A 21,484-nucleotide genomic window follows, 5' to 3' on the forward strand; every position below is an offset into this window, starting at 1 on the left:
ATGAATACAAACGGGCTTTCGAACCCAGCATCTGCAACGCAGGAACCAGCCGTACCGCTCGCACGCTACGAGCGCGTGAAGGAACATATCCGCACGCGGATTCTCTCGGGGGAATGGCGGCCGGGCGACCGGATTCCATCGGAGATGACGCTGGTCGGCGAGCTGGGTGTATCGCGCATGACGATCAACCGTGCATTGCGCGAGCTTACGGAACAAGGGGTATTGACGCGCTTTTCGGGCGTGGGAACGTTCATCGCGGAAGAGAAACCGCAATCCACGTTGTTGATGATCGCGCATATTGGCGACGAGATTCGCGCTCGCGGTCACGAGTACGGTTATTCGATCATGCTCGCCGCGCGCGAGGCGGCCGCGAGCGATGTGTCGGCCGCTTTAGGCTTGGCGCCGGGCGCGTCGGTGTTTCATGTGGTGTGCGTGCATCGTGAGAACGGCGTACCGGTGCAGCTCGAAGACCGCTACGTGAATCCGGAAGTTGCACCGCAGTTTCTCGAGCAGGATTTCTCGACGGTGCGGCCATCGGAATATTTGTACAACACCGTGCCCGCGCATGAGGTCGAGCACGTGGTCGATGCCGAGTTGCCCTCTCGCGCCGATGCCCGGTTGCTAGAGATCGGACCCGATCAGCCGTGTTTGACGCTCGTGCGCCGGACGTGGGCGAACAACGTGGCGGTGACGTTCGCGCGCTTCGTGCATCCCGGCACGCGATACCGCCTGGGATGCCGCTTCAGCAGCGACAACGTGCAGCGGCAAAGCTGAATTGAATACGCTCTGACCGCTGCACGTTCAAGACTTAAACCGTACCGTGCGAAGCAAACAGCAGCGGGCAGAATCCGGCGATCTTGCCGCTTGCGACCTGCTTCGCCACCGCCACGATATCCGGCGCGAAATAATGATCGAGCTCGTAATGCTCGACATCGGCGCGAATGGATTGCATGACAGGCTGCAAACGCGGGCTTGTCATATGCGGCGCTCTGAGATCCACGCCTTGCGCTGCCGCGAGCAATTCGATTGCGAGGATATGCGTCACGTTCTCGGCAATATCGCCGAGCTTGCGCGCGGCGAACGTCGCCATTGAAACGTGATCTTCCTGATTCGCCGATGTCGGCAGCGAATCCACCGAAGCCGGATGCGCGTAAGTCTTGTTCTCCGACGCAAGCGCTGCCGCCGTCACATGCGCGATCATGAAGCCCGAGTTCACACCACCATCGCGAACGAGGAAAGGCGGCAAACCCGAAAGGGTTGCATCGATCAGCAAGGCAATGCGACGCTCGGCCAAGGCGCCAATTTCAGACGCGGCGATGGCGAGGTTATCGGCGGCGAATGCAACCGGTTCCGCGTGGAAATTGCCGCCTGAAAGCACTTCGCCCGTGTCCGGGAAAATCAGCGGATTGTCCGATACGGCATTCGCTTCGATCAGCAGCACGTTGCCTGCATGACGGATCTGGTCGAGACACGCGCCCATGACTTGCGGCTGGCATCGAAGGCTGTACGGGTCCTGAACCTTGTCGCAATCCTGATGCGAGAGGTTGATGTCCGAGCCTTCCAGCAACGTGCGATACGCGGCGGCTGCATCGATCTGACCTTGATGGCCGCGCAACGCGTGAATGCGGGCATCGAACGGAACGACGGAACCCTCGGCCGCGTCCACCGACAACGCGCCCGACACCAGACCCGTGCGATACAGCTCTTCGATTGCAAACATGTTATACAACGCGAGCGCCGTGGAAGCTTGCGTGCCGTTGAGCAGCGCGAGCCCTTCCTTGGCTTGCAGCGTCAGCGCTTCCAGGCCGACGGACTTGAGGCCATCGAGTGCGGGCGCGAGCTTGCCATCGAGAAAGACTTCGCCGATACCCATCAGCACGCCCGACATATGCGCGAGGGGAGCCAGATCACCCGATGCGCCAACCGATCCCTTGACCGGAATGACAGGCAGCACGTCTGCATTGAACAGCGTGATCATGGCGTCCATCACCTTGCGGCGAATCCCGGAATGACCGCGTCCGAGGCTCGACAATTTCAGCGCCATCAACAAGCGGACGACGGGCGGCGACATCGGCTCGCCCACGCCGACCGCGTGCGACAAAACCAGATTGCGCTGCAGGAGTTCGAGCTGGTCGGCGGGAATGTGGGTGTTCGCGAGGCGGCCAAAACCGGTGTTGATGCCATAAGCCGGAAGGCCTTTTGCGGCGATGTCCTCGACCGCTTTCGCGCTGGCGTCGATCGCGGCATGGCTTGCGGGATCGAGTTCGAGCTGAACACGTTCGCGCGCGATCTGGCGCAGTTGCGGAAGAGTCAGTTTGCCGGGGGTGAGCTTGATCATCGGTGTTGTCCTTGGCTGGGTCAGGCTTGCGCGTCTTCACGCGGGCTATCTTGTCTATACAAGAGCATACCCGCGAGTCTAGGACAACAAAATCGGTATATACAAGTATTTTCTGATGTTGGGAATGCAAAAATAGGTCACGAATGGGCGTTAAACCGTGCCGCAGCCGGATTTCGAGCGAGAAGCGAGTTGAAAGATGCAAACCGTTAAATACTAAAACTGGAGCATTCGCTCCGATTGTTTTCGCGTGTCTTGGAATTCCTGTCTATACCGAATTTTGCCGAAGCTGGAATGTTGTCGCGGCCGCATCGCGATCAGATCCCTGCTTTATGTGCCGCGAAAATCAGGCGCAAGCCGAGCACGGCGACGGCAGTCGCAGCGATTCGATCCACCCACTTCTTCCCGCGAAGATATATCTCACGCGGACGGCGGCTCGAAAAACATAACGCAACCACGGTGTACCAGCCCGCTTCGATAGCAAAAAGCAGCGGCGGCAGAACGAAGTAGCACCAGAGCGGCGGATGTTGCGGCAACAAGGCGGCGAAAATACTGCCGTACCAGATCGCCGTCTTCGGGTTGCTGAGTTGCGTGGTGAGCCCGATCCAGAACGATTTCCGCAAGTTGCCGCGCGGTGCAGAAGCCGCCTGATCGACGGACAGCGTGCTCGTTGCGCCACGCCAGATATTGAACGCGATGTAAATCAGATACAGGCCGCCAGCAATTTTGAGCGTGACGTAGAGCCACTCGACGGCTGACAGCAGCGTGTACAAGCCCGCCAGCGCGACGCCGCTAAAGAAGGCTCCGCCAATGCCCATGCCGAGCGCAGTTGCGAGTCCATCGGCGCGGGAAAGGCCGATCGCGTTGCGCGCGACCAGCACGAAACTGGGGCCGGGACTCATTGCACCCATCAGGATTGCGGCGAGTATGGCCAGAACGGCGGCTGAGGCAGTCATCGGGATGCTCCTTCCAGGACGACGAAGCGAATCGGGATATCGAAAATAACACGATGGTGTTGCGTGTGCTTTTTTGGCTGTAGTGCATTCATACGCAATGTTTCTGGCGGCCGAAAACGCGAGCGTCCGTCATGCAACCAGGCGCGCAATGCTTCTGCTCAACAAGCGCAGTGGAAGAATCTGCCTTTGGTGGAGATAGGTTGAGACACTCTGACTAAATGTATATACTCGTCTATACATATGGAGTATTCATCATGCCAAAAACAGCCACACTTACTATTCAGCAATGGGGCAACAGCCTCGCTGTGCGTATTCCTGCGGCGGTCGCGCGTTCTGCTCATTTTGAGGTTGGCCAGGAAGTCGAAGTAACGACGGAAGAAGTCGGCGTGTCCGTCAAACCGATAGGTCCGCGCAAGCTGACTCTGGCCGAAAAACTAGAGCGTTTTGACCCGGCAATGCACGGTGGGGAGTCCATGAAAACCTCCGCTGTCGGCGCGGAGGTTTGTTAATGGTGCGAGGCTCGTGGTTACCCGATCGGCGCGACGTCATATGGATCGATTGCAATCCACAGGCCGGGCGAGAAATGAAGGATTTTCATCCAATGCTCGTGCTTTCGCCGAAGGCGTTCAACGACCGGACAGGCATAGTGATCGGATTGCCGATGACTACAGCGGCATTCAACGAATCCAACCCCTTCGCCATCAAGTTCGTTGGCCCAAAAAACGTAACGAGCTACGTCCTGACACATCAACCGAAGTCGTTCGACTGGCGTGCGCGGGGAGCCAAAGCCCACCCTTTGAAGCAAGTCCCGGAGGACGTGTTCGCAACCGCGTGCGAGCAACTGAACCAGATCATCACCCTCTGCGTTTGAGTCATCTCCTTCGTTCGATCGCGTTTGCGAAGTCTCGTTGAGTCATGAAAGTCGATCAGCGCACTACAGGCCGCGCATCGGCGTCACCGGCAAGCCACTGCGTGAGGGTTCGTGCATCGGCGAGATTGTCCAGATCGAGCACCGCCGTTTCCAATGCTTTGACCGATGCACTTGTAAGCGCCATGCCCGCCAGCGTGCGGAATTTTGCGGCGAGGTTCGCATCGGAAACAGGATTGCGTGGATCGCCTAGCGGCACGACGACCTGCTTCGAACGCGGCTCAGCGCCGGACATGGCGAGCGTGATGACAGGCTCGTCCAGGTCAGACATGTCAGGATCGATTTCAAGCGTGATGCGTGCCATCGCGGCTGCAATGCGCGGATCGTGACGCTGTGCATGGAGATATGCGCCGATGCCGGCGTGACCATTCACGAGCACCGTGGCGATTGCATACGGCAAGCTCATCTGGGCCGATGCAAGCGTGTTCAGATCGCGCCCGCCGCACATCTGGTTGACGAACGCACTGAGGCTCACATGCACGCTAATTAGTTTGTCCAGGTGCGCCGCGCGTCCTTGCAAGAGTTCGAGCGTGGCATCGACCGCTGCATGCGTGCTCCGGCACGCGGCATGCGGTTTGATGGAACAGCGCATCAGTTTCCAAACCTCGCCCAAGTCCACGAGCAATGCATCGGGTTGCTGCGTTTCCCGCGCGAAGGCGTTGAAAAAACCGCCCCATACATCTTCGAAGACTTGCGTCGGTCCGCTGACACCTTCGCGCGCGAGCAACGCGGCAAGCAATCCGCTTTCCGCGGCGCGACCCGTGTGCATTCGTTTGGTCTGCGATGCATCGTGGATGAAACCCCACAAGCCACCGCTGAAACTGCCCGCATGACCGAGTGCGGCTGCGGTTTGAATGGCATCGAGTCCAAGCAACCGCGCGCTTGCAGCGGCCGCGCCAAACACGCCGCAGGTCATGGTGGAATGCCAGCCATGATTGTTGTGCGGCGAATATCCGCCACATGCTTCGAGTACGCGGCGGCCGACGTCGTACCCCAAAACCACTGCCATCAGGAATTCCTTGCCTGAAATCGGACGATCCGTGCATGCAAGCGCCGCAAATGCCGCAGGCAAAACGACGGCGCCGGAGTGATCGCAACCGCCGGCGTCATCGAGTTCGAAAGCATGTGCGGCGACGCCATTGACGAACGCCGCGTCGCGCGCATTGAAGCTCTGCGATGTACCCCATGCGCGCACTTTTCCTCCACTGCCCAAGCTCATCACCGCACGCGCGCTCCGTGCTTCGACGGCGGTTGCGCCGCCGAGCGACGCGCCGAGCGTATCGAGGATATGACGCTTTGCCCTGTGCGTCACGGCAGGCGGAAGCACGTCAGCAGAGGTCTCCGCGACGAACCTTGCGAGCCGCTGAGACAGCGTCGATTCGCGGGCGTTCATGCCTGCTCCTGCTTGTGTCGTGCAAATACTTCAACCGGATGACCGGGCTCGTTGCTCGCGACACTTCGACGCCACCATGCCGCCATTTCCGCACCGGTCGCGAACCAGACATCGTTGTGTGACTGGATGTCGGCGAGCAATTCACGCAATACGTCGATGCGCCCCGCCGTGCCGATAATCTCCGGATGCAGCCTCAGCACGAAGCACAATCCGAACCGATGAAACGCCGCGAAATCATGCTTCCAGTTCTTGAGCACTTCACCGTACGACGGAATGCGCGGCTGCCCGACAGGAACCGCCGGCGAGAGGTTGTAAGAAAAATAGGGCTCGTCTTCGAGTTCGTAGTGCAATGGCAATTCAACGAGCGGTTTGTTCAAAGCCTTGCCGTTATCCGGCAAATGAAAGTACGGCAGATCATCGCCCCGCCACGACGATGACCACGTGACGCCTTCATCGCTGAGAAAGTTTGCAAAGCCCGGCGCCCAGTTTCCCGTGAACGACCGGAAGCCTTCGGCGCGTATGCCGAGCGCTTTTTCAAGCGCGGCTTGTCCTTGCTTGAAAACGTTCTTTTGTACATCGAGCGTGAGGGTGTCGAAGTCTTCGCAGACGTAGCCGATGTTGCCTGTCTCATGCTGCTGCGCATGGATACGCGCGACCAGTTCGCCATGTGTTTCCACGACACGGCCAGGCACGAACCAGCTTGACCGGACGTTGAATTCTTCGAGCGCATCGAGCACGCGATCCACGCCGCGTTTCGCGCCATAACGCCAGACAGATAGCGACTTTTCCCTGCCCGCTATACGCGGTTCCTGCGTGAGGATGCCGTGTTCGTCGTTGAAATCGACCGTGATCACGACCGCGCTGCGTGCGTTGTTCGGCCAACGTGAATGGTTCATTGGTTAGGCCTCCGCATGAGTATCGAGCCACCATTGCGCGACATCGCGGCATGTGGCAAACCACACGTTGCCTTGCGCGTGCATATGATCGAGCAGGCTTTCGAGCAATGCGATACGCCCAGGTTTTCCCGAGACCTTCGGATGAAACAGCGTCGTCAGGCACAACCCGTCGCGATGCGAACCATCGAATTCACGGCGCCAGTTATCGAGCGTCGTGTCATAGCTCGCAATGCGATCGAGGCTCGCCGGGAAGTTCGGATTGCGGTGATACGCAAGCGACGCATAGTCGTCCATCTCCCAGCGTCCGGGGATTTCGACCATGGGTGTGCCGCCGTTTAATGCGGGCAAGAAGTACGGCCGATCGTCGCCGCGCATGGAGCTTGAATAGCGCACGCCGGCTTGCATCAGGACGTCGATAGTGTCGGGACCCCAGTCGCCCGAGGGCGTGCGAAAACCGACCGGGCGCATGCCGAGATATTTATCGAAGACTTCGGCCGAGCGTTCCATCACCGCGCGTTGCCCATCGCGATCGAGCGTCCAGAACGCTTCATGCTTGTAGCCGTGATAGCCGATCTCGTGGCCACCTTCAATTATCGCCGCGCATTGCTTCGGCCAGTTTTCGAGAACCCACGCGGGCACGAAGAACGTGGCGGGCACCTTGCGTTCCGCGAGCATGTCGAGCAAACGGCCCAACGCGCGCCAAGGTCCGTAACTGCCCAGGGTGAAGTACGACGGGTTGTTCCAGATCGAACCGTCGAGCATTGCGTCGCCGGTGGGGCCGTCGAGATCGAAGGCAAGCGCGAAGCAAGATTTTTTCCCGGTCGGCCAGCGCGGTGTGCCGGGATCAGTGCCTGGTTCAGTCATTGGCATCGATGACCGCGCCCACCCCACAGCCGGTCTGAATGTTGGCTCATGCGAAATCTCCCTGGAACGGATTGTTTTGCAGCGCGGCGACAATCAAAAAACCCAAACCGCCCGCACGATTCAACCGATTTTATGAACGCCAATTTTTTACCGACAAACGGTAAAATCTCATGGTTACCATGCACAACTTGCATAAATGAAAATCGAGCGATATCCGCCGTTCAATGTGCTGCAGTCGCTACTGGTGGTCGCACGCTGCGGCAATTTCACGGCCGCTTCACAGCAGCTGTTCCTGAGCCAGAGCGCCGTCAGCAGGCACATTCAGCAGATCGAGGAGTATTTCGGCTGCGCGCTGTTCGTGCGTCATACGCGTTTGGTCGTGCCGACGGCGGAGTGCCAGCGGCTGGTTCCCATCGTCGAGGAATTGCTGGCAACGGCGCGCCGATCCATGCACGTCACGAGCACCGGCGGCCAGACCGTGACCTTGCGCGTGACGCCCACGCTCGCCGCGCGCTGGCTGATGCCGCGTCTGCCGAGTTTCTATGCGGATGTGCCGGGCACGCAGCTCAATATCGATACCGCGTGGTTCCTGCCGACGAATTTCGGCGAAGGCACGCTCGATGCCGCCATTCTTTTCGGCAATGGCCGTTGGGATGGACTAGAGGCAACCTGCTTGATGCGCGAACGTTTGACGCCCGTATGTTCGCCGCAGACGGCGCACGGTGAGCCGCCTTTGCGCACGCCGGCGGATCTGAAGAAACACACGCTGCTGCATTCGAGCTTCGGGCGACGCGGCTGGATGTTATGGCTGCAGCAGGAAAGCGACGAACTCGCGGCTCATACGTATCGTGAGCAAGTCTTCGATACGCTCGACCTCGCGTTCGGCGCGGCTGTTCGCGGCATGGGCGTGGCGTTGGGGGATTTGAATCTGGTGCAGGAGAATCTTTCAAACGGCGCGCTGGTGGCGCCGTTCGAACGCGTGCTGGAATCGGGCTCGGGGTATTACCTCGTGCATCCGCCGCGCAATGAGTATCGCGAGAAATTGAGGCCGCTTCTCGCGTGGCTGCAGGAGATTGCAGTTGAATAAAGGTTACGCTGGCGCCTGGCTCACGGTTGTTTCAAGATATTGATGCTCAATTCACATCAAAAAGCACGCACAAATAACGTCATACTTAGCCAGTGAATCGTGCACGGCGCGCCTGATATTAGGCGATGCCGATGTGCGGGCAACGGAGCGTAAGCGCCATTCGTCTAGCCTTCGATGAATTCAATACTTTCCAACGTGCGAAGCACCTTCTGCAACGTGCTTTTCTCCGGATGAGACAAATGCGTGACAACGTCGCTCCATCCGCAAAGCGCCTTGGCTCCCCGGACAATACAAAACTTAAATCGTCTGTAACGGTCAACGGGCTCGCCAGTAGTACTCTCCGTCACGCTCCCAGCACCGGTCCAATTCGACCCGCGTAGAACAATAAGCTTCGCGCGTTGCTCACTAATAAGGGCGCTACTCAGCACATAAGTACCGTCCTCGCGTTGGACACCCGCCATTCTAGGGAGGAGATCAGCAGTATAGGCTTCACATGCGAGTTGAACGGCCCAAAAGTCTGGGTCACCGGTGTGCCCGACTCCAAATGCACCAAAGCGACTCTCTTTGTCCGTTTGAAAACGAAGGCCTTGGGTCTTCGCAATACGAAAAACACATTCGCCAATTGCATGGTCGTCTGTCGGGACAGCCATAGGCTCTGCTGACATCGCCGAGACCGATAAAAACACAACCAATCCCAAAGTAACGATCGATTTCTTCATAAGTCTTACTTCCTGCGCTCAAAACTTTCAGGTATCGACAACAGTCTCCCAGCTCCATCAGGAAACTGCGGCGTATCGGCTAACACCACAAGAGCATTCGTAAAGCCTTGATAGCGAGCCACGATTCCATTAACTCTTTCTACGCTTGCAATGTTGCTCACGGGGCTGCCGAAATTGACAGTCGCAGCTACTTGACCGAATGATTGATTCTTGTAATAGATTCCCCGCCCGCCTTCAACAAGTTTTCCCGCTCGTTCCATTTTTGATGGTCGATCGGCAAACCTTGATGCTTCTGTCCACGCCCAATAAGCGCCGGCACTGTCCGATCTTTCATAAGTCGTACTCGTCAATATTCCGGCGATATCGTCCCGCCATTGCTTCATCATCGTTGTTACTCCTACATTTTTGGCGTCTTGCAGCGCAGCGTGGTCCTTTTTGTTGTACGCCTCGACCAAAGCAGATTCAACATCTTTCGCTATGTCGCGCCCCCTCCATCGCCAGTATTTAATGTAGTTGCCCGGACCGGTAAGTTGCAACAAACCACGACCGTCCCAAGGGTAGTACCACTGACTGGAAGCATTCTCGTAGAGCTTTCCAAACCATTGTATTTCCTGCATCGCATTCCCGAAAAAAGCGGCCATGCGATCGGCCGTCACGATTCCGTACTTACGCAACGCCCGGTTTAGGTCTGGGCGGAACTGATCGATGATGCTCTGATCTACAACGACTTTCTCCGAAACAAATGCCCCCTTATGAGGGCGCATAGCGCTAACTGGCAATAGCTGGATCGTCTCCCTTTGACTCAACCAACTGCATTTTTTAATGCATTCTATAAATTTCAACGGATGAAAATGCCAGACCTTCGTCGGCAGTCCCGTTGTATCCCAGAACTGAAATTTCTCGACGAACTGAAGAAACTCGTCCAGCCCTTCCGGGTTGCCTTCGTAGTGCTCACCTGCCTGCGTCAGTCGATCAAAGCGCTTGTGGTTAGTGCTTCTATCCCATTCAGTCGGTGCCTCACAAATCAAGCCGCGCAACTTCTGCCTTACTTCTTCGTGATCGCGGAGATACAAAGCCAGGCGATCCAGACTCGCGCCTGCTTTAGGCACATCAACGCCATTCGCTTCCTGAAGCAGATCGAGGATGACTTTCGAATCGCACAACCCATCGTCGGACAATGCACCAGCACCTTCACTGACTTTTGTCCAACCCATGAACCAAGGAAAATCGGCATCGGACAATTTACAAACGCGAGCGTCGCTCAAATTGATGTAACCCGATTGCTGCGCCGCGAAGGAGACAGACTGCCAGTTCGCAGATTTATCAGCTGGAAGTCGATCCTTGTCGGGTCCCACCACGCGGCCAAAGCGAAGCAACTCGTAGCCCGCACTGGCGCAATCCGGGTATTGTTTTGTCGCAGTTTTATAGAGATCGTATTCATAATTGGGCATNCGGACGCCGCCGTGATCGCCATCTGACAGACTGCCAGTTCGCAGATTTATCAGCAGGAAGTCGATCCTTGTCGGGTCCCACCACGCGGCCAAAGCGAAGCAACTCGTAGCCCGCACTGGCGCAATCCGGGTATTGTTTTGTCGCAGTTTTATAGAGATCGTATTCATAATTGGGCACGGCAACGCCGGCTGCGGACGTAATCAATGTAGGTGCCTTTCCGTTGCCCTCATCGCGCCAAACAGTTGTGTACTTCGTCCCGCGATCAAAACGAATGCGCACGAACAACGCGTGCTCGGTTCTACCGGCTTCGGCGCTCGACTTATCCGGCTTCGATAAAAACGGACCTGGTGGAATCACGAAATAACAATCGCCCCACGGCTCTTCGCTACTGGTGGCACTGATCGTGCGATTGTCCAATTGAGTCTTATCGAAGTACGCCTTGAAGTCGGCATCGGTCATGAAGATTTCAAAATGAATCATGCGATGCCCAAACATCTGGCCCGGATAGCCGAGAATATCCTTGCGATAAACCTTTATTTTTTCGCCTTGACGGGCGGAGGCTGTTGCCGTTTGCATAAATTCAGCCATTTGCTGCTTCAACGCTGGCCTAGTCTTCAAGTCCGCCTGATTCATAAGGTGCATATACAACGAGTAGAACGCTATTGATCGCCCGGTTCCTGTTTCCGTCTCATGCTTTAGCAAGACAAAACTCGTGTCATGACCATCCAGAGAATCCTGCGCGACTCTGTATGCGACCACAACTCCATCTGCGACAGCTCGAACCGGTTCATTAACCATCTTTGGCGTTAAGTGAACGCCACCGTGCCACCGGCGATCTCGGCTTATCGGAAAGATGCCGTGTGGTGACTCGTACTCGTCAAGAGTGACGATCTCGTTCAACGCGGATTGCTCAAAGATATCTACGTTGCCGTTGCTGGATCCAGGCAGGAAAGGAAAGCTAATCAACATGGATATAAACCTGTAGCTATCCGAATCTTCGGATCTTCTTAACTTATTAGGGGGTTTTATGGAAACTACTGCCGCGCTACTCGCTGACGCCATCGACAGCTGAAACGTTCCGCAGCAAGTTCTCGCGGGAGCACTTGAACATGAATCGCATCGGCACGCGTGAAGCTATTATCCCAACCGCTTCCCACTCCCAAACATCTTTTATCGAGGAAAATTGGCAGTCAATTTTTGAGCATATTCATTAAATAAACGGTTCGAGTAAGCAGAACCGCCAATTTATTAAAACAGCTTGAAATAATTCAAGTCAAGAAAAATCCTTCGGATATCTTATTAAGATAACCAGTGGGTATTTTTGAGAAACACCAATTGCTCGGGAACCCGAGACTCCCCGGCCAACATGCATATCTCTACGCTGACACCGACAACCTGTCGACCACAGATGGTCTTTTTCGGGACAATAACAAGGTATTTCTAAGACTAGAAAAAATGGAGAGTGATCATTCTCGCAAGCCCACCCATATGAATTTTGGCCAAGGATTCACCCTCGACCTCGCGTTCGGCGCGACCGTTCGCAGCATGGGCGTGGCGTTGGGAGATTTGAATCTGGTGCAGGAGAATTTGTCGAACGGCGCGCTGGTGGCGCCGTTCGAACGCGTGCTGGAATCGGGCTCGGGGTATTACCTCGTGCATCCGCCGCGCAATGAGTATCGCGAGAAATCGAGGCCGCTTCTCGCGTGGCTGCAGAAGATTGCAGCAGTGGATTAACGCGTCAAAACATCGTCCACCGCTTTCAGGACCAGACCAAAAAACTCATCGGCGTAAGTGGAATTCAGCCAGCGAACCACCACTGCCATCTTCCGCTCCGGCTCGATCCACATGAACGAACTCCCGGCGCCGATCGCGAAATAACTCGATGCCGGCACGCTCGGAAACACGCGGCGTTCGTGATTGAGCCACACGAGATAACCGTAATAAGGCGCAAGGCCGCAAGGCGTTTGCATGCGCGTAATCCAATCGCGCGAGATGACCTGCCGTCCGTCGATCTTGCCGTCGTTAATTAAAATCTGCGCTACCTTCAACTGATCGTTCGCGCTGATCGACAAACCCCCGCCCCAGTGCGTGCCGCCCGGCACCGATTGCACGCGTTGACCGTTTATATCGACCCATGCGTTGTCATACCCGACCCAGCTCCAGTTATCGCTGGCACCGGCCGGTCGCGTGATCGCCTCGCGGAACACATCGGGCAACGGCCGTCCAAACAGATGCAGCAGCGCAAGCGACAACTGGTTGATGCGCACATCGTTGTATTCCCAGTACGTGCCAGGCGTCTGCAGCGGGCGCAGGTCGCCCTTCTTGCCATCGGGCGGCGTGCCGAACGTGACCGCCCGATAATGATCCGCCTGATCCGGAAGACCGAAATAATCGCCCGTCCATTCGCTGGTCTGCTGCAGCAATTGCGCCCACGTTACTCGAGCGTTGTGTTCATCGTCGAAACCGATGCCAGGCACGCGAACATGCACCGGTTCATCGACATCGGGAAGCAGGCCGCGATCGTGCGCCACGCCTGCAAGCAACGCCAGATATGTCTTGGCGATACTGAACGTGAGGTCGGCGCGATCCGGTTCGCCCCACGACGCCAACAGACGGCCATCGACGGAAATCGCGCCCGACACCGGCCCGCGATCATGCACCGGCCCGAGCAACTTGTTCCATGGCGGAGGATCGTTCGGATGAACGCCCCACACGCCTTTCACACTGCGATCCCAGAGCGTTTCGTGGTCGTTTGAAAACTGGATGGCGTCCTTCATGGCCTGCGGTAAATCGTTTTGCATAACGTTCATTTCCAAGGTGTTCATCGAACTGAATCAGTGCACTTTCAGGCGTTTGCGCGCCCAAACGAGTGTGAAAAGACTGATGATGGCGGCGAGCATCAGGTAGAAACCCGGCGCGAGATTGTTACCCGTCAACGCGATCAGCGAGGCAACCGCAAGCGGCGTGAAACCGCCGAATATCGTCGTGCCGACGTTGTAGCCGACCGCCATGCCCGTGGTACGCGTGCGGGTCGGAAACAGGTCCGACATCAGCGCGGGAATCGGCGCGAAATAAATGGCCTTGAGCACCGCGACCCAGACCACGGCGGCGAGCAGCGTCAGCATGGACGGATGCGCGTTCATGAACATGAAGGCCGGATAAATGGTGACGAAAAAGAGCGACCCGGCGCCCAGCATGATGCGCGTGCGGCCGACTTTATCGGACCAGTGTCCAACCATTGGCGTGAGCACCATCACGATAAAACCTGCTGCGAGCGTCGCGATAAACCCCGACGACGGCGCAAGGCCGAGCTGGCGCGACGCATACGTCGGCATGTACAGCAACATGTAGTTCGCAGTCGTGGTCAGCACCAGCGAGCCGATGGAAACCAGCAGCCGTTCCTTCTGCGTCGCGAGCACTTCACGGATCGGCGACGCTGCCGTTTCGGTGCGTTCGAACTCCGGGGTTTCATCGACATGACGGCGGATATACATTCCCACCGGACCAATCAGCAATCCGAACAAAAATGGAATCCGCCAGCCCCAGCCTTCGAGTTGCGCGGGCGTCAGCGTGCTCGTCAACACCGCGCCGAATGCCGATGCAACCAGCACGCTCGCGCCCTGACTCGCGAACTGCCAGCTCGCCATGAAGCCGCTGCGGGCGGGCGCATGCTCGGTCAGGAACGCCGTGGAACTACCGAACTCGCCGCCCGCGGAAAAGCCTTGCAACAGCCGCGACGCAAAGATGCCGATGGGCGCGAGCACGCCGATCGTCGCATAGCTCGGCATCAACGCGACCATGCCGGTGCCGAGCGTCATCATCGCAATCGACAATGTCAGCGAAGCCTTGCGGCCCTTGCGATCGCTGTAGGAACCGAGCACGAATGCGCCGACGGGGCGCGCAAGATACGAGAGCGCGAACGTGCCGAGTGTCAGGAGCAGCGAGACGGTTTTATCGGAGGTCGGGAAAAACAGCTTCGAGAGCGTGGACGCAAAATAGCCGTAGACCACGAGATCGTAGAACTCGAGCGCGTTGCCTATCGATGTTGCGGCTATCAGCTTGTAGATGCCCGTGTGCGGCGCTGATTTCGGAATGACGGTCGTGGCCGTGTCGGTGCTCATCGCGTATTCCTTGATGCTTGGTTCACGTTGGCTGTACTCGGAACGTCTTGCTCGCCGAGGTCCCAGAAGAGCCCGGCCATGATGCGCAAGCCTTCCTCGACTACTGGCCCGAGCATGTGTTCATCGGGCGCGTGTTGCGAGCAGCCAGGATACGAGTGCGGCACCCAGAGCGTCGGCATGCCGATGATCTCCGCGAAGACATCGTTGGGAAGCGTTCCGCCGAGATTCGGCAACAGCACGGGCTTCTTGCCAGTGGTGCGGGCAAGCGAATTCAGGCCCCACTGGACCCACGCGTTGTCCGGGTCCACGCGGGTCGCCGGCGCGCCGCGGTCGACATCGATTTCGACCATGCCGAAGCCATGCTCGTCCAGATGACGGCGCACGATCCGCTCGAGATCCTCCCAGTTCGTGCCCACCACGAAGCGGATCTGCATGAACGCGAAGGCATGCGGCGGGATTGCGTTGACGGGTTTCTCGGGATTGCCGGTACGGAACGCGAGCACTTCGAGATTGTTCCAGCCGAACACGCGTTCGGAAGGCGTGAGACCTGGTTCGCCGTAATCGGTATCGACTTCAGGCTCGCCCGGATTGCCGCCCACGACGATTCCATCCAGCGCGCGCCGCACCGCTTGCGGCACTTCGGGCGGACGCAAACCTTCGATCAGGATGCGGCCGTTTTGATCGACCATCGATGCAATCGCGTTCGCCAGCACCACGCCCGGATTGCGCAGCAGGCCGCCCCAGTTACCCGAATGATGACCGCCCTCGCGCAGGTTCACAGTGAGCTTGAAGTTGACGAGGCCCCGTGAGCCGAGAAAGATCGTGGGACGCGCTGCGCCGAGGCGCGGGCCATCGGACGCAATCAGCACGTCGGCCTTGAGTTCATCGCGCAAGGTTTCGCACACGGCGTGCAGGCCAGGCGAGCCGACCTCTTCGCCGGTTTCGAAAAGCAGCTTGAGATTGAAGCCGAGCTGTCCATCTCGTGCGTCGAGCACGGCTTTTAGCGCGGCGAGATTGATGCTGTGCTGGCCCTTGTTGTCGGCAGTGCCGCGGCCGTACCAGTGGTCGCCGTCAACGGTGACGTTCCACGGCGATAAACCCTCGCGCCACTGCGCGTCATATCCTCTGACGACATCGCCGTGACCGTAAGTCAGCACCGTAGGCAACTCGTCGCTTTCCTTGCGATGCGCAACCAGAAACGGCCCCGCGCCCGGCGCAGGGTTATCGACCAGCCGCGAGGTGAAGCCCAGTTCGGTAAGAAGCGGCACGATTTCATCGGTCAGATACGCGCTTAGCAACGGACCGCTTTCGGGCTCCTGACTCTCCGTACGGAACGCCACGCGGCGGCGCAGATCTTCGAGGAAAGTGCCGGAATCGTACAGGTCGGCAGCGGCTTGAATGGCGGACTCGCGTGTCACTTCTTTCTCCGGTGAAGCGCGCCATCAGGCAAACGAGGCACGCCGGTTCTTCAGGCAGAAAAAACCGATGACGCGATCTTGATACCGCCGATATTTATGGACAATGACAATATTTGGCGGTTTCCGTTGCCGAAAAGGCAAAGCTCCCGACCATCGATTCGCCCTTGAAAGAGACGCATCATGCAAACCACCGCGCTGCGGTATTTCCTGGAAGTCGCCCGAAGCGGCTCTTTGAGTAAGGCATCCGAGCGCCTGTTCGTGGCGGTATCGGCGATAAGCAGACAGGTTGCGAAGCTGGAGGACGAGATGGGCGTGCCGCTGTTCGAACGAAGGCCGCGCGGCATGGTGCTGAGCGAAGCCGGCCGCCTGCTTGCCGCGCATGCGCACCGGAGCCTGATGGAACAGGAACGCGTCACCGAAGAAATTCGCGGCCTGACAACCGAAAGCCGCGCAACGATTCGCGTGGCGAGCTCGGAAGGCGTGGCGCGGGATTTCCTGCCGCAGGTCTTCGCGCACTTTCTGAAGAGCTGGCCCGCCGTGCATTTTCAGCTCGATGTCGCCGCGCCCACCGAGGCGACGCAACACGTTCGCGAAGGCACCGCCGATATTGCGGTGTGCTTCAGCGTCGCGCCCGAGAAAGACGTGAACGTGCATTACGCGCAGCGCGCGCCGATTTTCGCGCTGGTCACGCAGGACCATCCGCTGGCGAAGAAGGAGTCGGTATCTCTCGCGGATCTCACGCCGTGGCCGCTTGCCATCTACGGCGAAGGCGTGACCGTGCGGCAATTATTCGATATCTCGTGCAGCCTCGAAGGCCTCAACTTCGAGCCAGTGTTCGTGAGCAACTACGGCGGCGCGCTGCAGAGCTTCGTCCAGCAAACTCAGGCCGTGACGTTTGTGGGTTATCTGACGGTGCGCAGCCGCCTCCAGGCGGACAAGATGGCGGCCATTCCAATCAGCAACCCGGAGTTGCATCAGCGCACGCTGCAAGTGCAGACCATGGCTGGGCGCACGTTGCCTAAAGCCGTAGCCGCATTTCTGGATTTGCTGATTGCGGCAATCCACGATCCTTCGTGTCTTGAGTGACGGTGCGCGAAGCAGCAACAGGACGCGCGACAGGAACCGTTGCGGGAACGGCCGCGCGACGTGCGCCACGTAGTGCGCGCAACGGCATGAATCGCCAGATGAGCAACAGCAATGCAAGCAGCGCGGGACACCAGCTGACGTTCGTTGCGGCAGATTCGCGATGCGTCAGGTTCGGATCCAGCATCGCGCTGGTCAACGACGATGGATCGCGCAAGCGCGCATAACCAAAACCAATACGCGATGCCACCGAAGCCAGATAGTCCGCGCGCAACGACGACAACTCCTCGTGACTCTCGGTGGTGGTCGGCTTGCCGGGAATGGTCGGAACCTGGATGACCTGATCGGCACGCCAGAACCCTGTCTTGTTGCCGTTTGCGTCGGTCTTGGGAATATTTACGGGCTGGTCGCCGCCCACGCCGATCAGCCAGCCGTGTACCTTGCTGTCGGCGATCGCGCGCACCCGATCATTCGATGGCAACACCGGCGGCGCTTCCTGCCCGTCGGTAAAAAAGATGACAGCGGTATTCGATCCGACTTCCTGCGCCGTATGCACCGCCGAATAAATTCCGCCTTCGGCCACGCGGCTCCAGTTGGTCCAGCGCATGCGGCCATCGATCTCGTTGAGCGACGAGAGCAGCGCGTCGAAGTTGCCGCAAACCTCGATAGGCGGCATCAACAACAAGGTCCGTTGACCGGTGAAAACGCTCCATCCGACCTTGGATCCACATTGCAATTTGCCGAGCGTTTCACGCATGGCGGCGCGCGCGAACTCAAGGCGGCTCAATGGCGCTTGACTCGTGCCGACATCCTCCGTGTCCATGCTTTGCGTGATATCGAAGGTGACGATGTAATTCGCGTTGTCGCGCGGCAGCTTCATTGGCGGCATGACGAGCGCGGCGATCAGCAGTAACAGCGCGAGCGTGACAGGCCATTGTCGTTTGCCAAACAAGCCGCGCATGAGCGCCAGGATTTTCACGGCAAATCCTCGGCTTGTGCACCGCGCAACTTTACGTCGTGCTGTTCCTTCACGTCGGGTTCATCGGCGCCTTGCGCTGCCTCCGGCGCAAGCCACAACGCACGCTCGAGGTTGTAGCGGGCATCCCAGTCATCGGGATTCGTGCGTAGCAACTGGCGGTATCGCTGCTTGGCTTGCTCCAGAAGCGGCAGGGATCTGACCGGACCCGTGCTGCCCTCGCCCGTCGCCTGACGCACGTACATGTTGCCCAGATTGAACAGCGCATCTTTTGCGACGCCTGCGGAATCTTCGTCCTGGATCAGGGCGTCGTAGAGTTTTTGCGCATCGGGATATGCGCGTGACTTCGATAAAACCATCGCACGCGCGAGCCGGACTTCGGGCGCGTCGATCATTTGATTCCCCGCGTTCGCACTCGAATTCAAACCCGCATTCACAACGGCTTGCGCGATGTCGTTTGCACGCTTCAATTGCAGCCCGTCGTATGCGGCCACGGCTGCACAACACAGCGCGACCACGCCGAAGGCAATGTGCGTTGTCGAGCGTTTCATGCCCAGCTCCTGACCTGAATGAGATGCAACGCAAGAAGCAAGGTGCAGCACACCAGCGCGGCGGCGAAGCAATACGAACTTCTGTCCTGGCGCGGCAATTGTTCGACGAACGACACCTGGTATTTCTGCTGCCGGCTGATGTCGGCCATCGCGGCGGCCATGGCGTCGGCATCGCTTGCCTGATAAAGGTGGTACGGCGACTTCAGCGTCAGGAAGAACCGATGCAACTCGGCTTCCGCGGATGCGTCGTTGGCGGCGACCGCCCGCAGGTCCGGGCTATAAACCCCGCTGCGCAAATAGATGAAATACAGGTCGATGCGATTGCGCGCGAGTCCTTCCTCAATGTTTCGCCGGGCTTGTGCGTCGAGCCGCGCACCGCCGTCGGAGACGAGGACGATGGCGCGGCGTGCGTCGAAGCTGCGGCCGTCGAACTGGCCGATAGCCGCCTTTAGTCCGCGATCGAGCTGCGTGTCCGCCATGCCTCGCCCAATGCCCGTGCCGCTGATTGCATCGAGAATGATCTGGTGATTTGCGGTGAAGCGCACCACGGGGATCGGGCTGATGCCGAACATCATGAAAGCCAGGCGGTCGTTGGGGCGTTCGTCGACGAAACGGCTGATCGAACGCCTTGCCACTTCGTTCTTCGACATTCCGCGCGAATCGATCGGCTGTCCGCCCATGGCGTCGTCCATGCTCGAACTGCGGTCCATCAGGATCAGGATTTCAGCGCCCGTGCCCGTGCGCAGCGCTGTCAGATTCGATCTGCCAGGGCCGGCTAGACCCACGATAATCGAGAAAATGGTCAGCACGGCGCACGCTCTCCAGAGCCAGCCGATCGCGCGTCCGAGTCGATCGACGGGCAGCCATCCGATGTACGAAAAACTCAGTGTGTCGCCACGGCGGCGCAGCAAAGGCAAAAGCGCCAGCGGCAAAAGCACGAGCGCCCAGGGATGCGCGAAGTCGATGGCCGATGTCATCCCTGTTTCCTTTCCGCGCGGTACAACGTTCGCGACAAGTCGCGCAGGGAAAATTGGGTATCGGGTGCAGACGTTTCCGACGATGCAAAAAACCGCTCGCTGGAGTGCTGATAAAACCGTTCGAGCTGCGATTGAAGTGGCTGCAGATAAGGCGCTTTAGCCAACAACGGCGCAAGGGTTCCGCCATGCACGACCTGCCCCGCCGTCTCGTTCAACGCACGATGCAAGCACAACCAGCCATAAGCGCTGGCATCTTTACCAGAGGTCTTTTCACGCTGCATTTCGTTCCATGCGCGCGCGAACGGCAGGCGTTCGGCATCGCGGCGGTTACGCCATCGCCACCAGCCGATCCACGCCAGCAGTGTCAACGCGAGCAGACCCATCGCCGAGGTCATCTGTTTGCGCAGCGGCGCGGTCGCCGGAGCTCGGGCCTGCCTGTCAGGAAGCAGCGCCTGAAGATCGCCCGTTGAAAATGCCGTCTGGGGCGTCAGCGGACTCACGCTTACGGGCCATTCGGGAACTTGCAGCGCGCTGCCGCCGGGAACCATCAGGCTCAGTGAAGGCAGCATGATCGTGGTCAGCGTTTGCGGCGCGTTTGTGATCTGGTAGTCGATGCTCAGCCATGAACGGCCCCGCGCATCGTGTTCGATTCGCGGATTGCGACGCTCGAACCATATGCCGACACGTCCGGTCGATGGCATCGCGACGTTGCCGTCTTGAGCCAGCAAGATGCGCTGCGTGAGTACATCGCCTATCACATGGCCGAATGCACGTGGCTGCTCCACGGTCGCCGCGTGCACCGTCGAGATGATCGAGCAAAACATGAGAGCCGCAAGCCCGCGCGCGAAAAATCTCATGCGGCTGCTTCCAGGAAGTATCGCGACAACGCTTCGGCGTCGAATGCTCCTTCAATGTAGAACGGCCGCAAGCCGCGTTTGCCGAAGAGCGTATTTATTTCAATGCGCCGGCGCTGCACGGCGTCGCGCCAGTCGTTGCGCGTCTTGTCACGCAGCCATAAAGTCCGCCGCGCGCCCGTTTCGGAATCGTCCACGCTCAACAGCGAACCGTGAGCGGGCGGCTCGATCTCCGAGCGGTCCCATACGATCATCGGAATCACATAGGCATGCGTGAGCGTATCGAGCACCTTCGGCAAACGTGTGAGCGGCCAGTGAAAGTCCGACACAATAAAAATGATGCCTTGTCGTCCGGCCAGTTTTGCCACCGACTTTTCCAATCCATCGATACCACCCGCCACGCCCGCTACTTTGGCCGCCTCGCGCACGCTGCCCGCCATGACGTCGCCCACGCCCTGGCCGTAGCGCGCGGGAGAATAAAGTTCTTCGCGCTCGGTTGCATCGAAGGCGAGCATGCCGACCTGATCGCCTGCGCGAAACGCGCTGTACCCCAGTGCTTCGACAAAATCCGCCGCAATATCGAGCTTCGTTTTGGCCTGGCCGAAATGCATCGACGCCGATACATCGATCACCACGTACACCGGCACCGCGACTCTTTGCAGATGCACCCGCACGAGCCATTCAGCCGGAATCGCGCGCATGCTCGCACGCAAATCCACGCGGCGCGGATCGGGATGATCGAAAAGGCGCGCGTGCATGGCGAACGCCTGACCCGCGCCGAAGCTCGAACCAGGATGCGAACCGGGACGGGAACCACCGGCGCGCGTTGGCAACCGGTAGTGAAATTCTGGCATCGCGTTCAGGGTATTCATGA

20 protein-coding genes and 1 pseudogene are annotated in these 21,484 nt (G+C 58.5%); 6 read left to right on the forward strand and 15 right to left on the reverse strand.

Annotated elements, in window-relative coordinates; genetic code table 11:
• The gene (gene hutC, locus ASG35_RS04930) at nt 1-774 is read left to right on the forward strand and encodes a histidine utilization repressor (RefSeq protein WP_056353410.1); all 774 of its coding nucleotides are present in this window, start codon (nt 1-3) and stop codon (nt 772-774) included.
• A 34-nt stretch (nt 775-808) separates the two neighbouring features.
• Here hutC and hutH read toward each other — a convergent pair whose 3' ends face one another.
• Nucleotides 809-2,338, reverse strand: coding sequence for a histidine ammonia-lyase (gene hutH / locus ASG35_RS04935; RefSeq protein WP_056353413.1), 1,530 nt, complete (start codon nt 2,336-2,338; stop codon nt 809-811).
• Between the two features lie 314 nt (nt 2,339-2,652).
• Nucleotides 2,653-3,291 (reverse strand): LysE family translocator, encoded by a 639-nt coding sequence (locus ASG35_RS04940; protein ID WP_056353416.1) that lies wholly within the window; start codon nt 3,289-3,291, stop codon nt 2,653-2,655.
• A gap of 254 nt (nt 3,292-3,545) precedes the next feature.
• Between ASG35_RS04940 and ASG35_RS04945 the strand changes: the two genes are divergently transcribed.
• Both ASG35_RS04945 and ASG35_RS04950 read left to right on the forward strand, forming a co-directional pair.
• Nucleotides 3,546-3,800, forward strand: coding sequence for an AbrB/MazE/SpoVT family DNA-binding domain-containing protein (locus ASG35_RS04945; protein ID WP_056353820.1), 255 nt, complete (start codon nt 3,546-3,548; stop codon nt 3,798-3,800).
• 74 nt (nt 3,801-3,874) lie between these two features.
• The gene (locus ASG35_RS04950) at nt 3,875-4,162 is read left to right on the forward strand and encodes a type II toxin-antitoxin system PemK/MazF family toxin (protein WP_442854807.1); all 288 of its coding nucleotides are present in this window, start codon (nt 3,875-3,877) and stop codon (nt 4,160-4,162) included.
• Between the two features lie 55 nt (nt 4,163-4,217).
• Here ASG35_RS04950 and ASG35_RS04955 read toward each other — a convergent pair whose 3' ends face one another.
• From ASG35_RS04955 to ASG35_RS04965, 3 genes are read right to left on the reverse strand one after another with little or no spacing between them, the layout of a single operon-like run.
• Nucleotides 4,218-5,612 (reverse strand): MmgE/PrpD family protein, encoded by a 1,395-nt coding sequence (locus tag ASG35_RS04955; RefSeq protein WP_056353422.1) that lies wholly within the window; start codon nt 5,610-5,612, stop codon nt 4,218-4,220.
• Complete coding sequence (locus tag ASG35_RS04960) at nt 5,609-6,508, reverse strand: polysaccharide deacetylase family protein (RefSeq protein ID WP_056353426.1); 900 nt, start codon at nt 6,506-6,508, stop codon at nt 5,609-5,611. The genes ASG35_RS04955 and ASG35_RS04960 overlap by 4 nt, the downstream gene beginning before the upstream one ends.
• A 3-nt stretch (nt 6,509-6,511) precedes the next feature.
• Nucleotides 6,512-7,372 carry a polysaccharide deacetylase family protein gene (locus ASG35_RS04965; RefSeq protein ID WP_056353428.1) on the reverse strand — a complete coding sequence of 287 codons (861 nt, stop codon included), beginning with the start codon at nt 7,370-7,372 and terminating at the stop codon, nt 6,512-6,514.
• A 196-nt stretch (nt 7,373-7,568) separates the two neighbouring features.
• On the opposite strand from ASG35_RS04965, the gene ASG35_RS04970 reads away from it, so the two are divergent.
• A complete protein-coding gene (locus ASG35_RS04970) occupies nt 7,569-8,459 on the forward strand; it encodes a LysR substrate-binding domain-containing protein (protein ID WP_056353431.1) in 891 nt (296 codons plus the stop codon).
• 164 nt (nt 8,460-8,623) lie between these two features.
• Here the strand turns inward: ASG35_RS04970 and ASG35_RS04975 are convergent, their stop codons facing one another.
• Together ASG35_RS04975 and ASG35_RS04980 are read right to left on the reverse strand one after the other, a co-directional pair.
• Nucleotides 8,624-9,178: a hypothetical protein gene (locus ASG35_RS04975; protein ID WP_056353434.1), complete on the reverse strand. Its 555-nt coding sequence runs from the start codon at nt 9,176-9,178 to the stop codon at nt 8,624-8,626.
• A 5-nt stretch (nt 9,179-9,183) separates the two neighbouring features.
• Nucleotides 9,184-10,629: pseudogene (locus ASG35_RS04980) on the reverse strand (hypothetical protein); the annotation flags it as partial.
• Nucleotides 10,630-12,118: 1,489 nt separating this feature from the next.
• Here ASG35_RS04980 and ASG35_RS04990 point away from each other — a divergent pair.
• Entirely contained in the window at nt 12,119-12,364 is a 246-nt protein-coding gene (locus ASG35_RS04990; RefSeq protein WP_056353442.1) for a hypothetical protein, read from the forward strand.
• On the opposite strand, the gene ASG35_RS04995 is transcribed toward ASG35_RS04990, so the two are convergent.
• Genes ASG35_RS04995 through ASG35_RS05005 form a run of 3 tightly spaced genes read right to left on the reverse strand, consistent with a single transcriptional unit; the run spans nt 12,361 to nt 16,169 of the window.
• A complete protein-coding gene (locus tag ASG35_RS04995) occupies nt 12,361-13,431 on the reverse strand; it encodes a serine hydrolase domain-containing protein (protein WP_056353823.1) in 1,071 nt (356 codons plus the stop codon). The genes ASG35_RS04990 and ASG35_RS04995 overlap by 4 nt on opposite strands.
• Nucleotides 13,432-13,464: 33 nt before the next feature.
• The gene (locus tag ASG35_RS05000; protein WP_056353446.1) at nt 13,465-14,751 is read right to left on the reverse strand and encodes an MFS transporter; all 1,287 of its coding nucleotides are present in this window, start codon (nt 14,749-14,751) and stop codon (nt 13,465-13,467) included.
• Nucleotides 14,748-16,169: a M20 family metallopeptidase gene (locus ASG35_RS05005; RefSeq protein ID WP_056353448.1), complete on the reverse strand. Its 1,422-nt coding sequence runs from the start codon at nt 16,167-16,169 to the stop codon at nt 14,748-14,750. The genes ASG35_RS05000 and ASG35_RS05005 overlap by 4 nt, the downstream gene beginning before the upstream one ends.
• Nucleotides 16,170-16,349: 180 nt before the next feature.
• Between ASG35_RS05005 and ASG35_RS05010 the strand changes: the two genes are divergently transcribed.
• The gene (locus tag ASG35_RS05010) at nt 16,350-17,255 is read left to right on the forward strand and encodes a LysR family transcriptional regulator (RefSeq protein ID WP_056353452.1); all 906 of its coding nucleotides are present in this window, start codon (nt 16,350-16,352) and stop codon (nt 17,253-17,255) included.
• Here ASG35_RS05010 and ASG35_RS05015 read toward each other — a convergent pair.
• From ASG35_RS05015 to ASG35_RS05035, 5 genes are read right to left on the reverse strand one after another with little or no spacing between them, the layout of a single operon-like run.
• Nucleotides 17,188-18,213 (reverse strand): vWA domain-containing protein, encoded by a 1,026-nt coding sequence (locus ASG35_RS05015; RefSeq protein WP_235527462.1) that lies wholly within the window; start codon nt 18,211-18,213, stop codon nt 17,188-17,190. The two genes, ASG35_RS05010 and ASG35_RS05015, sit on opposite strands and share 68 nt — an antisense overlap.
• 14 nt (nt 18,214-18,227) lie before the next feature.
• Complete coding sequence (locus ASG35_RS05020) at nt 18,228-18,779, reverse strand: hypothetical protein (protein WP_056353454.1); 552 nt, start codon at nt 18,777-18,779, stop codon at nt 18,228-18,230.
• On the reverse strand, nt 18,776-19,756 hold the full coding sequence (locus tag ASG35_RS05025) for a vWA domain-containing protein (RefSeq protein WP_056353457.1): 981 nt from the start codon (nt 19,754-19,756) through the stop codon (nt 18,776-18,778). Before ASG35_RS05025 ends, ASG35_RS05020 begins: the two co-directional genes overlap by 4 nt.
• Nucleotides 19,753-20,613, reverse strand: a complete 861-nt coding sequence (locus tag ASG35_RS05030; RefSeq protein ID WP_156393006.1) for a calcium incorporation protein MxaA — start codon at nt 20,611-20,613, stop codon at nt 19,753-19,755. The genes ASG35_RS05025 and ASG35_RS05030 overlap by 4 nt, the downstream gene beginning before the upstream one ends.
• On the reverse strand, nt 20,610-21,473 hold the full coding sequence (locus tag ASG35_RS05035; RefSeq protein WP_056353825.1) for a DUF58 domain-containing protein: 864 nt from the start codon (nt 21,471-21,473) through the stop codon (nt 20,610-20,612). Before ASG35_RS05035 ends, ASG35_RS05030 begins: the two co-directional genes overlap by 4 nt.
• Between the last annotated feature and the right edge of the window lie 11 nt (nt 21,474-21,484).

It is taken from the genome of Burkholderia sp. Leaf177 (assembly GCF_001424345.1).
Taxonomy (GTDB): Bacteria; Pseudomonadota; Gammaproteobacteria; order Burkholderiales; family Burkholderiaceae; genus Caballeronia.